This is a genomic window from Agromyces mediolanus (assembly GCF_014648575.1).
In the GTDB taxonomy this organism is placed as follows: Bacteria; Actinomycetota; Actinomycetes; order Actinomycetales; family Microbacteriaceae; genus Agromyces; species Agromyces mediolanus.
The window spans coordinates 746,014-757,922 of the sequence record NZ_BMRJ01000001.1 but is presented as its reverse complement, the minus strand read 5'-3'; the positions used below and the strand labels follow the sequence as shown (position 1 = coordinate 757,922).

The 11,909-nt window shown below is 73.1% G+C and carries 13 protein-coding genes, 2 tRNA genes and 1 other RNA gene; 9 read left to right on the top strand and 7 right to left on the bottom strand.

Going from position 1 to position 11,909, the window contains the following annotated elements; all coding sequences use genetic code 11:
• From IEY71_RS03570 to IEY71_RS03555, 4 genes are all read left to right on the top strand, one after another.
• A partial coding sequence (locus tag IEY71_RS03570; RefSeq protein WP_189083904.1) for a hypothetical protein occupies positions 1-591 on the top strand: 591 nt, incomplete at its 5' end.
• 9 nt (positions 592-600) lie between these two features.
• Positions 601-1,221: a SipW-dependent-type signal peptide-containing protein gene (locus IEY71_RS18295; RefSeq protein WP_229781508.1), complete on the top strand. Its 621-nt coding sequence runs from the start codon at positions 601-603 to the stop codon at positions 1,219-1,221.
• Positions 1,222-1,267: 46 nt separating this feature from the next.
• Positions 1,268-2,521, top strand: a complete 1,254-nt coding sequence (locus tag IEY71_RS03560) for a S24/S26 family peptidase (protein WP_189083903.1) — start codon at positions 1,268-1,270, stop codon at positions 2,519-2,521.
• Positions 2,518-3,021 (top strand): hypothetical protein, encoded by a 504-nt coding sequence (locus IEY71_RS03555; protein ID WP_189083902.1) that lies wholly within the window; start codon positions 2,518-2,520, stop codon positions 3,019-3,021. The genes IEY71_RS03560 and IEY71_RS03555 overlap by 4 nt, the downstream gene beginning before the upstream one ends.
• Positions 3,022-3,025: 4 nt before the next feature.
• On the opposite strand, the gene IEY71_RS03550 is transcribed toward IEY71_RS03555, so the two are convergent.
• The 4 genes from IEY71_RS03550 to pta all read right to left on the bottom strand — a co-directional run bounded on the left by IEY71_RS03550 (position 3,026) and on the right by pta (position 8,460).
• Complete coding sequence (locus IEY71_RS03550) at positions 3,026-4,363, bottom strand: MFS transporter (RefSeq protein ID WP_229781507.1); 1,338 nt, start codon at positions 4,361-4,363, stop codon at positions 3,026-3,028.
• On the bottom strand, positions 4,360-4,953 hold the full coding sequence (locus tag IEY71_RS03545) for an ArsR/SmtB family transcription factor (RefSeq protein ID WP_229781506.1): 594 nt from the start codon (positions 4,951-4,953) through the stop codon (positions 4,360-4,362). The genes IEY71_RS03550 and IEY71_RS03545 overlap by 4 nt, the downstream gene beginning before the upstream one ends.
• A gap of 103 nt (positions 4,954-5,056) precedes the next feature.
• On the bottom strand, positions 5,057-6,277 hold the full coding sequence (locus tag IEY71_RS03540) for an acetate/propionate family kinase (RefSeq protein ID WP_189083901.1): 1,221 nt from the start codon (positions 6,275-6,277) through the stop codon (positions 5,057-5,059).
• On the bottom strand, positions 6,274-8,460 hold the full coding sequence (gene pta, locus IEY71_RS03535; protein ID WP_189083900.1) for a phosphate acetyltransferase: 2,187 nt from the start codon (positions 8,458-8,460) through the stop codon (positions 6,274-6,276). The genes IEY71_RS03540 and pta overlap by 4 nt, the downstream gene beginning before the upstream one ends.
• A 68-nt stretch (positions 8,461-8,528) precedes the next feature.
• Here pta and ffs point away from each other — a divergent pair.
• The 3 genes from ffs (at position 8,529) to IEY71_RS03520 (ending at position 9,488) form a co-directional block, all read left to right on the top strand.
• Positions 8,529-8,625: signal recognition particle sRNA small type (ffs, locus tag IEY71_RS03530), an RNA gene on the top strand.
• Positions 8,623-8,710: transfer RNA gene (locus tag IEY71_RS03525), tRNA-Ser, on the top strand. Before ffs ends, IEY71_RS03525 begins: the two co-directional genes overlap by 3 nt.
• Before the next feature lie 103 nt (positions 8,711-8,813).
• Positions 8,814-9,488, top strand: a complete 675-nt coding sequence (locus IEY71_RS03520; protein WP_189083899.1) for a DNA alkylation repair protein — start codon at positions 8,814-8,816, stop codon at positions 9,486-9,488.
• Between the two features lie 16 nt (positions 9,489-9,504).
• Here the strand turns inward: IEY71_RS03520 and IEY71_RS03515 are convergent, their stop codons facing one another.
• Positions 9,505-9,924 (bottom strand): VOC family protein, encoded by a 420-nt coding sequence (locus IEY71_RS03515; RefSeq protein ID WP_189083898.1) that lies wholly within the window; start codon positions 9,922-9,924, stop codon positions 9,505-9,507.
• 73 nt (positions 9,925-9,997) lie between these two features.
• Between IEY71_RS03515 and IEY71_RS03510 the strand changes: the two genes are divergently transcribed.
• Positions 9,998-10,585 carry a TetR/AcrR family transcriptional regulator gene (locus IEY71_RS03510; RefSeq protein ID WP_189083897.1) on the top strand — a complete coding sequence of 196 codons (588 nt, stop codon included), beginning with the start codon at positions 9,998-10,000 and terminating at the stop codon, positions 10,583-10,585.
• 4 nt (positions 10,586-10,589) lie between these two features.
• Here the strand turns inward: IEY71_RS03510 and IEY71_RS03505 are convergent, their stop codons facing one another.
• Positions 10,590-11,195 (bottom strand): GrpB family protein, encoded by a 606-nt coding sequence (locus tag IEY71_RS03505; protein WP_189083896.1) that lies wholly within the window; start codon positions 11,193-11,195, stop codon positions 10,590-10,592.
• Between the two features lie 53 nt (positions 11,196-11,248).
• Here IEY71_RS03505 and IEY71_RS03500 point away from each other — a divergent pair, with 53 nt between their 5' ends.
• Positions 11,249-11,671, top strand: coding sequence for a GNAT family N-acetyltransferase (locus tag IEY71_RS03500; RefSeq protein WP_189083895.1), 423 nt, complete (start codon positions 11,249-11,251; stop codon positions 11,669-11,671).
• 97 nt (positions 11,672-11,768) lie between these two features.
• On the opposite strand, the gene IEY71_RS03495 is transcribed toward IEY71_RS03500, so the two are convergent.
• Positions 11,769-11,844, bottom strand: a tRNA-Ala gene (locus tag IEY71_RS03495).
• Between the last annotated feature and the right edge of the window lie 65 nt (positions 11,845-11,909).

The window sequence follows — 11,909 nt, the reverse complement described above, 5'->3', positions numbered from 1 at the left end:
GCCGCGGCCACCGCCCGCGCCGGCCGACCCACGGCGAGCGTCTCCCCGGCCTCGGCGACGGGGCAGGCCGGTGAACGGCTCGCCGCCTGGACGGATCGGGAGTTCGCGAGCGGCACCTTCGGATCCGGGGCGTTCTCGCTCGTCGGAAGTCCCGACGGGACCGCGTTCAGCGAGCACCAGACCGCGCCCGGCGCAGCGCTCACCTTCGCCGTCGGAGCCGACCGCTTGACGCCGAACGCGACGGTGTATCACCTGTTCTCGCTGAAGCTCGGCACGGGGTCGAACTACGGCGCCGACCTCACGCTCACCTCGAGCGGCACGGGAACCATCGCGCCGAACGTCAGCTACGGCGTCGTCGACGTCGGCACGGGCACCGGCTGCGACGCCACGGCGTTCGCCGCCGGCACCTCGGTCGTGCCGAACGCGACCCCGCCCACGCTGACGACGCCCGCCGCGATCGGCACGCTCGCCTCGCTGACCGAGCAGCGCAACTACTGCATCGCGGTCACCGCGGGCAGCGCGCTCGGCCAGTCGCAGACGGGCTCGATCACGTGGGAGTTCCTCGGCACCTCAGCGGCCCCGATCTCGTAGGCCGCGATCGTGCCGCGGCACCGCAGCTGGCGGGGGCCGCACGGCGTCGCCCGCCGTCGGCTCCTCGCCATCCTCGCCTCCGGGCTCGTGCTCGGCGTCGGCGCCACCGCGACCCTGGCCGCGTGGAACGACGCCGAGGTGGGCACCGGGAGTTTCAGCGCGAGCGTCTTCGTCTCCGAGGCGAAGGACACCGCGTCGGCGACGTACGCCCAGACGAGCGATGCCGCACCCGCGACGCTGACCTTCGCCGTCGCCGGCCTCTCGCCGTCCGCGACGGCGACGGCGGGACTCGACGTTCGCACGACGGCCGCGACGACCGTCGACGGCCAGGCCGCGCTGTCCGCGATCGCCCCCGGCGGCGCGGGCACGCTCACCGCCCAGCTCGACTACAAGGTCGCGGTGCTCGCCGGCACCGGCACGGCGTGCAGCGACTCGTCGATCTACACCGACGCCGTGTTCACCGACACGACGGCGGCCGTGCCGGCCGGGAAGTCCGCGGCGATCACCAAGGCCGCGGGCAACGTCGTGCGGTTCTGCTTCCAGGTGCGGATGAAACCGACCGCACCGAGCACGATCCAGGGGCAGAGCGGCACGCTCAAGTGGACGGTCACGACCAGCTCGAACCAGTGAATCGCAGACCTCGACGGGGGACGGGGGCAGGAATGACGGAGACGACGTGAGCGCCGCGCGGGTCGGGCGCGCGGCGGGCGATGCGGTGCTGTTCCTGCTCGCCGCGGCGGGGGCGGTCTGCATCGCCCTCGTCGTCGCCGCGCTCGCGTTCAACGTCACCATCATGCTCTTCGCGACGGGCTCGATGAGCCCGACCATCCCGGCCGGTTCGGCCGCGCTCGTCCGCGAGCTCCCGGCCGCCGAGGTGCGGCTCGGCGACGTCGTCACCGTCGAGCGCGACGGACGGCTGCCCGTCACGCACCGCGTCGTCGGCATCGAGGCCTCGCCGAGCGGCGACGGCGAGCGCCGGGCGCTCACGCTGCGGGGCGACGCGAATCCCGTCGACGACCCCTCGCCGTACGACGTCGCCACCGTGCGGATCGTGCTGTGGTCGGTGCCGGGCGTCGCGGGCATCATCACCGCGCTCCAGCAGCCGGTCGTGCTCGGCGGGCTCACGCTCGGACTGACGGCGCTCGTGCTCTGGGCGTTCTGGCCGCGCGGCCCCCGAGCGCCTCGATCGCCGCGCCCGCCGCGGCGGCGCGAGCGACGGCGCGACTCCGATGCCGAGCCGCAGCCATCCGCCCCGCGTGCACGGACCGGGGCCCTCGGCGCCGTCGCCGCACTCGCCGTCGCGGCCACCGCGGCGCTCGGCGCGGCACCCGCGCACGCGGCGCCCGTGGAACGGGTGGTGCAGGGCGAGTTCCTCAGGCTCGCGATCGTCGGCGATCCGCTCGCCCTCGCGCGGCTCGGCCCCGGGCAGTCGGCGACGCTCCTGCTCGGCGCCTCCACGATCGCTCGGGCGCCCGGCACGATCGAGCTCCGGCTCGACGTCGCGGTGCCGGAGCCGACCCCGATCCTCTTGCGCGTCGTCGCCTGCGATGGCGCCCCCGTCGCCGGCAGCTGCGCGTCCGGCCACGAGCTCGTGCCCGAACAGCGGCTCGACGCCTCGATCAGCGACCTCGTCCTGGGCGAAGTCCCCGGCCATCCGGGCGGCTGGCTTCGCTTCGACGTGCGGATGCCGGAGCAGGACGCCGTCCCCGGGACACGCGCCGAGTGGCGGGTGCAGGCGGACGGCTTCGGCGAGCTCCTCGACACCGGGAGCGACGGCGAGCCCCGAGCGACGAGCCCGCGCACCGGGCTGGCGGCGAGCGGCGCCGCGCCCGAGCTTCGGCTGCTGCTCGCGGCGGGCCTCCTCGCCCTCGGGGCGGCGCTCAGTCTCCTCGGCGCGCAGGCGCGTCGACGCCGAAGGCGGCCGTCGTGACCCGGCGCGGACCCGCGCGGGCCCACGCAGCGGTGGGACTCGCCGCCGTGGTCGCGCTCGGCCTGCTGACGCTCCCCGTTCGGCCGACCGAGGCCGCCTGGAGCGACGCCGAGGCCGGCCTCGGCACCATCTCGGCGGCGACGATCCCGGCACCGACGGCGCTCGCGACCGCCTGCACGGCATCGAACGTGCTCGGCTCCGCGCGAATCTCGATCACCTGGCAGTTGCCCGCCGGCTATGCCGTCGGCGAGGCGGTCTACAAGGCCGGAACGAACCCGTTGCTGCTCGAGGTGGTGCTGCTCGGCAGCGCGCTCACCACGACCGGTCCCAGCGGCGGCTCGTACACGACGACGTACACGGGCGGGCTGCTGAACGCCGCCCTGGGCGGCACCGGCTACCTCGCGGTCTCGATGCAGCGCTCCGGCTGGACCTCCGCGCAGCGGCTCGTCACGGCGAGCCTGCCCGCGCTGATCGGCACGGGCACGTGCACGGTCACGTGAGGGCTCAGGCGTCGCTCGCCGCCGCTCGGGCGTTCGCGGCGCGCAGCCCGCCGAACGCCCGCAGGTACAGCGGGCTCGACGCGAGCACGAGGTAGAGCGCGGCGCAGCCCGCCATCGTGCCGACGACGCCGAGCTGCTCTGCGGCGAGTCCGCCGAGGAACGCGCCGAGCGGCATCGTCGCGGTGACGCCGGCGGTCGTGACGCCGAAGACGCGCGCCCGCATGCCGTCGGGGATCAGGCCGTACATCGCCGTCGCGATCATCGGGTTGATCGCGCCCGCGGCGAAGCCCGAGACGGCGAGCACGGGCAGCAGCACCGGCGCGGGCGCCCCGAGCGCCATCGCGGCGTAGGGCACGGTGCCGGCGAGCATGAAGCACGCGGCGAACAGCACCCGCCCCGACCAGCGGTGGCCGACCGCCGCGAACACCGTCGAGCCGAGGAGCGCGCCGCCCGCGAAGCAGCCCACCATGAAGCCGAGCAGCGCCGGATCGCCGAGCACCTCCGTGGCGTAGAGCGGCTTCAGCACCATCATCCCGGCCGCGTCGATCGCGTTCGTCAACGTCACGAGCAGCACGATCGCGCGCAGGAGCGGCGACCGCGCGACGAAGCGCAGACCGGCCACGAATCCGCGGCTGCCGGCGCCGTCGTCGTCGGCAGCCGGCTCCGACTCCCCCGCTCGGCCCACCGAGCCGGAGCCCGCGCCCGCCGAGGCCGCTCGCAGCCCCCGCGGCACGAACAGCAGCACGAGTGCGGCCGAGATCACGAACCCGGCGGCGTCGACGAGCAGGGCCGGCATCGGCCCGAGGAACGCGATGAGCGCACCGGCGGTGGCGGCGCCGAGCATCGTGGCCGTGCGCTGGACGGCGGACTGGATGCCCGCGGCCCGCGCGATCGGCATCCTCGCGAGCGCTGCGAGGTCGGGGGTGAGCGCGGTCTTCGCGGTGTCGCCGGGCGGGTCGAGCAGGCCTCCGAGGAAGACGAGCGCCAGCATCACCCCGAACTCGAGGCCGACCGTCGCGTGGAGGATCGGCAGGGCCAGCACGGTGACGGCGCTCGCGAGGTCGGCGACGATGCTCGACGCGCGGTAGCCGAAGCGGTCGACGAGGACGCCGCCGAACGCGCCGCCGATGACGAGCGGTACCGTGGCGAAGACGCCGACGACGCCGGCCGCGAGCGGCGAGCCGGTCTGCTGGAGCGCGATGATCGGGATCGCGACGAGCGCGATCGCGTTGCCGCCGAGCGAGAAGAGCGCCGCCGCGAAGGTCGCGAAGAGCGGCGCGCGCCGCCGCGGCGAGGGTGCGCCGACCACCGCGTCGAGCGCGGCCGGGTCCGAGCCGCTCACGGCTCGCTCCGCACGAAGGTGTGCGTGATGATGCGCACGGCCCGAGTGCCGTCCCGGCGCTCGCGGCCGCGGCGGAACCAGCGGTCGCGCACGGCGGCGAGCTCCGCCGAGAGCTCGGCGAGCTCCGGCGCGGTGAGGTGCGCGGCGGCGTCGGCCGACTCGGATGCCTCGACCCAGTCGGTGTCGAGGGCGGGTTCGGCCGCGAGCGCGTCGAGGAGCTCCCGGTGATAGCCGTCGAGCACCTGGCGACGGAACTCGTCGAGCCCGGTCCGCGTCGCCGGGTCGTCGCGGAACGCGAGCGGATTCCAGCTGGTGTAGTCGTGGGCGGCGCGCCACCACCGCTCCCGGCGGTCGCGGGCGAGTTCCGGCGCCTCCTGGACGAAGCCGTGCTTGGCGAGCGTCTGCAAGTGGTAGCTCACCGAGCCCGGCGCCTCGCCGAGGCGCTCGGCCAGCACCCCCACGGTCGCGGGGCCGTCGAGCCGCAGCAGCCCGAGCAGCTGCATGCGCGCGGGGTTCGCGAGCGCCCGCATCCGGCCGAGGTCGTGCAGTTCGATGCGACTCGGCTCGCGGCGCTCGGTCTCGTCGGTCATAGCGGCAGCCTAGTTCCACAAGAAGTGTTGTGCAATGGTTCTTGTGTAATTTTCGATGCGAGGGCGCAGCGGCGCCCCGGGGTCCGTCCGGAGCGTCTCGCGTTCAGCCGATCGTGCCGCCGACGACCTCGGCCGCCTGCCTGGCGATCTCGAGCTCCTCGTTCGTCGGAACGACGAGCACCTCGACGCGGGAGTCGTCGCCCGAGATCCGCCGCGCCCCGCGCTCGACCGCCCGGTTGCGGTCGGGATCGACGACGACGCCGAAGCCCTCGAGCCCGGCGAGGCACCATTCCCGCACGAGCGCCGCGTTCTCGCCGACCCCGGCGGTGAACACGATCGCGTCGACCCGGCCGAGCTGGGCCGCATACGCCCCGACGTAGGAACGGACCCGGTGCGCATACACCTCGAGCGCGAGGGCCGCCGCCTGGTCGCCGCCATCCGCGGCCGCGACGAGATCGCGCATGTCGGCGTGCCCGCCGAGCCCCAGGACCCCGCTGCGCTGGTTCAGCAGCTCGTCGACCTCGGCCACCGAGTAGCCGGCGCGTCGCTGCAGGTGCAGCAGCACCGCCGGATCGAGGTCGCCCGAGCGCGTGCCCATGACGAGCCCCTCCAGCGGCGTCATCCCCATGCTCGTCTCGACCGAGCGCCCGCCCGAGACGGCGCAGGCCGAGGCGCCGTTGCCGAGGTGCAGCACGATCGTGCGCAGCTCCTCGAGCGGCCGGCCGAGGAACTCGGCGGTCGCCCGCGAGACGAAACGGTGCGAGGTGCCGTGGAAGCCGTAGCGGCGGATGCGGTGCTTCGCCGCCACCTCGCGGTCGATCGCATAGCTGTAGGCGGCCGGCGGCATGGTCTGGTGGAACGCGGTGTCGAACACCGCGACGTGCGGCACGTCCGGGAAGGCGCGCTGCGCCGCCTCGATGCCCGCGAGGTTCGCCGGGTTGTGCAGCGGCGCGAGCGAGGACAGCTCGTCGATGTTGATCTTCACGAGCTCGGTGATGACGGTCGGCTCGAAGAAGCGCGCCCCGCCCTGCACCACCCGGTGCCCGATCGCGACCGGCGGGAACTCCTCAAGCGACGGCCCGTGCGCCGCGAAGCCCTCGAGCATCACCTCGAAGGCGGCGAAGTGGTCCGGCACCTCGAACGCGCCGTCCCAGTTCGAGCCGTGGCTCGTGTTCTCCGGTCCCTCGTGCCGGTGCTGGGCGTGCCCGACGCCGGCGCCGATGCGCTCCACGATGCCGCTCGCGAGGGTCTCCGAGCGCGCGACGTCGATGAGCTGGTACTTGAAGGAGGACGAGCCGGAGTTGCAGACGAGCACGACGCTCATCGCACGCCACCCTCGGCCGCCTGGATCGCCGTGATCGCCACGGTGTTCACGATGTCCTGCACCGTGGCGCCGCGGGAGAGGTCGTTGACCGGCTTGTTGAGCCCCTGCAGCACGGGGCCGATCGCGACGGCCCCCGCCGAGCGCTGCACCGCCTTGTACGTGTTGTTGCCCGTGTTGAGGTCGGGGAACACGAAGACCGTCGCCCGCCCGGCGACCTCCGACTCGGGCAGCTTCGTGCGAGCGACCGCCGCATCCACGGCGGCGTCGTACTGGATGGGGCCCTCCACGGCGAGCGCGGGCTCCCGGAGCCGCACGAGCTCGGTCGCCTTGCGCACCTTGTCGACGTCGGCGCCCTCGCCCGAGCCGCCCGTCGAGTAGGAGAGCATCGCCACGCGCGGTTCGATCCCGAACTGCTCGGCCGTGCGGGCCGAGGAGATGGCGATGTCGGCGAGCTGGGCCGCCGTCGGATCGGGCACGATGGCGCAGTCCCCGTAGACGAGCACCCGATCGGCGAGCGCCATCAGGAACACGCTCGACACGATATCGACGTTCGGCCGGGTCTTCACGATCTCGAAGGACGGCCGAATGGTGTGCGCCGTGGTGTGCGCGGCGCCGGACACCATGCCGTCGGCCATGCCGAGCTCCACCATCATCGTGCCGAAGTAGGAGACGTCCTGTACCCGCTCCCGCGCCTGCTCGAGCGTGACGCCCTTGTGCGCGCGGCGACGCTGGTACTCCTCCGCGAAGCGGGTGACGTACACGAAGTCGTGGTTCGACAGCACCGTCGCTCGCGAGATATCGAGGCCGAGGCCGATCGCCCGCGAGCGGATCTCGATCTCCTCGCCGAGGATCGTGAGCTCCGCGACCTCGCGCGCGAGCAGGGTCGCCGCGGCGCGGAGGATGCGGTCGTCGTAGCCTTCCGGGAGCACGATGTGCTTCTTCACGCGACGCGCTCGCTCGAGCAGGCCGTACTCGAACATCAGCGGGGTGACGACGTCGGTGCGGGCGACGTCGAGGAGTTCGAGCAGCGCCTCGGCGTCGATGTGCTTCTCGAAGAGGGCGAGCGCGGTGTCGCGCTTGCGCTGGGACTCGGCGGCGAGCCGTCCGCGCGTGCGCGTGATCGCGAGGGCCGTCTCGTAACTCGACATCGGCGTGCGGATGATCGGCAGGCCGGCCTTCAGCCCCTGCACGAGCCGCTCCACCTGCTCGGGGAGCGGGAAGCCGCCGTTCAGCACGATGCCGGAGATCGACGGGAAGGCCTGGCTCGAGTGCGCGGTGAGCACGCCGAGCAGCACCTCGCTGCGGTCGCCGGGCACGATCACGACCGCGCCCTCGGTGAGCCAGTTGAGCACGTTCTCCATCGACATCGCGGCGATGACGACGCCGAGCGCTTCGCGGTCGAGCAGGTCGGGGTCGCCGACGTAGAGCTCGCCGCCGACCGCCTCCATCACGGTGCGCATCGAGGGGGCGACGAGGTAGCGGTCCTCGGGGATCGCCCAGACCGCGGTCGGCGCCTCGCCGACGACGGATGCCGCGGGCCGGCCGTGCCGGCCGGGGCCGCGCTGCACGGCGGTGCGCACCTCGGCGACGATCGCGTCGAGCTCGGCCGGGTCGGCGCGGTTCACGACGATGCCGAGGAGGCTCGCGTGCTCCCGCTCGAGCTCCTCGACCGCGAGCTCGGCGAGCTGCGCGAGCTCGGGCGCGGTGCGCGCCTCGTCGCCGACCGCGTGATCGGCGTGCCCGATGCGGTCGGCGCCCTGGAGCCCCGCGCGGCCGCCGAGCACGAGCAGCACCGGCGCGCCGAGGTTCGCGGCGATTCGGGCGTTGAAGGCGAGCTCGGTCGGGCTCGCCACGTCGGTGTAGTCGGAGCCGAGGATGACGACGGTGTCGCAGCGCGCCTCGACCGCCTTGAACCGCTGCACGATCGTCGCGAGCGCGCCGTCGGGGTCGGCGTGGACGTCGTCGTAGCCGACGCCGATCGCGTCCTCGTAGGCGAGGTCGACGACCCCGTCGTGGCCGAGCAGCAGCTCGAGCACGTAGTCGCGTTCCGCGGTCGAACGCGCGACCGGACGGAACACGCCGACCCGGGTCGCCCGGTGGATGAGTGTGTCGAGGGTCCCGAGCGCGACGGTCGACTTGCCCGTGTTCCCCTCGGCGGAGCAGATGTAGATGCTGTGCGCCACGAACCCAGCCTATTGCGCGAGGCTGATAGCCCGCGTTCATCCGGAGCCGTTCGCTCGGGTAGACTGTCCGAGGCTCCTCACGTGGCGCCATCCAGGCCAACTCCCCCAGGGCGGAAACGCAGCAAGGGTAACCGGGCTCTGGCGGGTGCGTGAGGGGTCTTTGGAGGATTCGCCTAGTGGCCTATGGCGCACGCTTGGAAAGCGTGTTGGGTGAAAGCCCTCGGGGGTTCGAATCCCCCATCCTCCGCCAGCACCACCGAACGCCCGCCCGAAACGGCGGGCGTTCGGCATTGGTGCAGGATGCAGCCGCACCTCCCGCGCCTAGGCTGGTCGCGAACGAACGGAGGGCTCCGATGTCCGATTCCACCGTCGACGAGGTGCTCGCCGAACTCGCCGAGCTCGAGGATCCGCGCATGCGCGAGGTGAACGCCCGCCACGGCGACGACCACGGCGTGAACCTGACGAAGCTCCGCGGCGTCGCGAAGCGCCTGAAGTCCGACCAGGAGCTCGCACTCCGGCTCTGGGCCACCGACGACACTGCCGCCCGCCTCGTCGCCATCCTGATCTCGAAGCCGCGCGCGTTCACCCCGGCCGAGCTCGACGAGATGCTGCGGGAGGCCCGGGCTCCGAAGGTGCACGACTGGCTCGTGAACTACGTCGTCAAGAAGGGGCCGCACGCCGAGGAGCTGCGGAAGGCGTGGCTCGCCGACCCCGACCCGATCGTGGCGAGCGCCGGCTGGGCACTCACCTCCGACGCGGTGGCGAAGCGGCCCGAGGTGCTCGACCTCCCCGCCCTCCTCGACACGATCGAGGCGGAGATGAAGGACGCCCCGGACCGCCTGCAGTGGGAGATGAACACCTGCCTCGCCACGATCGGCATCCGCCGCCCCGAACTCCGGGCGCGGGCGCTCGACATCGGCGAGCGCCTCGAGGTGCTGAAGGACTACCCCACGCCGCCGAACTGCACCTCGCCCTTCGCTCCGATCTGGATCGGCGAGATGGTGCGCCGCGAACAGCAGGCTGGTTGAGCGCGGGGCGAGCGATTCACCCCTCGGGGGCGCCCGCGGCGTAGGCGGCGAGGAACTCAGCGCTCGGCGGGATCGGCTGGATGACGTCGAGCAGCACGCCGTCCGGCGCGGCGACGATGAAGTGCCGCTGCCCGAAGGCCTCGTCCCGCAGGGCGAGCACCGGCTCGAGGCCCCGCTCCCCCACGAGCCGGGCGTGCACGGCGTCCACGTCGTCGACCTCGAGGTTCAGCAGCACCCCGGCAGCGGCCGCGCCGTAGCCCGCGGGGATGGTGTCGTGCCCGCGGTCGAGCACCGCGAGCTCCCACTCGCCGAGTCGGAGGCTCACGTACCAATCGCTCTCGAACGTCGCCTGGAAGCCGAGCTCCTCACGGTAGAAGCGGGCCGTGGCGGCGACGTCGTCGCTCATCAGTACCGGATAGCAACTGGTGACGGTCATCGTGGACTCCTTTACGTACACTGAGAATGTTTGATCTCTAGTTTTACATACATCCTGTACGTAAAGGAAGTCCATGCCTCGCGCCTCCGCCGAAGACGCCGCCCGCACAGCCCGCTCGATCCTCGACACCGCAACCGCGCTGTTCGCCGAATCGGGCTTCGCCGCGGTCGCCCTCGAAGACGTCGCCGCTGCCGCGGGCGTCACCCGCGGCGCCGTCTACCACCACTACGGGAGCAAGCGCGGACTCTTCGCCGCGGTGGTCGCGCACCTGCAGGAACGGGTCGCCTCGGCGGTCGTCGCGGCCGCCGATCAGGCGGGAGCGGATGCCTCGGCGCAGCTGCGCGCGGGCTGCATCGCGTTCCTCGACGCGGTGACGGATGCCTCGGCGGTCCGGACGCTCCTCGTCGACGCCCCCGCCGTGATCGGCTGGGCCGAGTGGCGCCAGCTCGACGCCGAGCACTCCGTCGTGCACCTGCGCGAGGCGCTCGCCGCCGCCGGCGTCACCGGCGCGCTCCTCGAGCCGCTCACCGCGATGCTCTCGGGGGCGATGAACGACGCGGCGCTGTGGCTCGCGGGGCATCCGGGCGATTCCGCGGCCCGCGCGGCGGCCCATCGCAGCCTCGCGATACTGCTCGACGCGGCGCTCGCGAGCGCGAGCTGACGACTCAGTCGAGCAGGCCGGCTGCCCGGAACGCGCGCCCGTAGATCTCCTGGATCACCGCGGCCTTGCGGGCGTTGTACTGCATGATCGTCTCCCCCGCCTCCGTCGCGGCCAGCGCCGCGCTGGACTTCACCTCGGCATAGCGGGACCGATCCGCGGCGTCGGTCCGCAGCCAGTCACGGAAGATCCGGTGCTTGTACTGCTCGGGGCCCGTCGGCCCGAAGACGTGCAGGTTCGCGCGCGGCGAGTCGAGGGAGAGGCAGCGGTGGCCGTGCCACCAGGGCTCCCGCACCGTGAGCTCGAACCCGGCGGCCTCGAGCTGCGGCAGCCACGCTTCCTCGCGCTCGGGGTCGGCGACGGTGAGGTCGAGGTCGATGACGGGCTTCGCGGGCAACCCCGGCACCGAGGTGGAGCCGACGTGCTCGAGCTGCAGCACCCTGGTGCCGAGGGCCTCGCGGATGCGCGTGTCGAGCTCCGCCGCGATCGCCGGCCAGCGCTCGTCGTACGCGACGACCTCGACCGGCGCGACGCGCTGAGGCCGGACGAACGGGGACCGCCCCTCGGGCGCCGGCGGCTCGGTGAAGTCGACGATCTGCTGCGGCGTGGGCACCCTGGACTCCTCGGTTCGGCGAAACGGCGGAGCCCCCACCCTACGCTGGTCGAATGGCCCCGTACGTGTTCTCGAGCTCCGCAGACCGCCTCGACCGCGCCCTCGTGCACCGTTGGCTCAGCACGCTCGCGTATTGGGCGGAGGGGCGCAGCCGCGCGACGCAGGACGCCGCGATCGACGCCTCCCGCAACTACGGCGTCTACGACGAGGAGACCGGCGCGCAGCTCGCTTACGCGCGGGTCGTCACCGACGGGGCCACCTTCGCCTGGCTGTGCGACGTCTTCGTCGACCCGGATGCGCGCGGCGCCGGACTCGGCAAGCTGCTCATGGCCGGCGTCGCCGCCGATCTCGACGCGCTCGGCGTCCCCCGCACGCTGCTCGCCACTTCCGACGCCCACGGGCTGTACCGGCAGTACGGCTTCGTCGACCTCCCGGAGCCCGCGAAGTACCTGGTGCGGCGCCCGGACGCGAGCTGACGGCGCTCGGCGCTGCCGACCGCGCTCCCGCCCGAACGGAAAAGGCTCGAACCCCGGCCGATGTTTCCATCGACCGGGGTTCGAGCCTTCATGCTTGTGGTGGACCCAGGGGGATTCGAACCCCCGACCTTCTCATTGCGAACGAGACGCGCTACCAACTGCGCCATGGGCCCGAGCCGTGAACGAGCCTATCACCTCCGACAGCGTGGTGGTGACCACCACCACTGCGCGTCGTCCG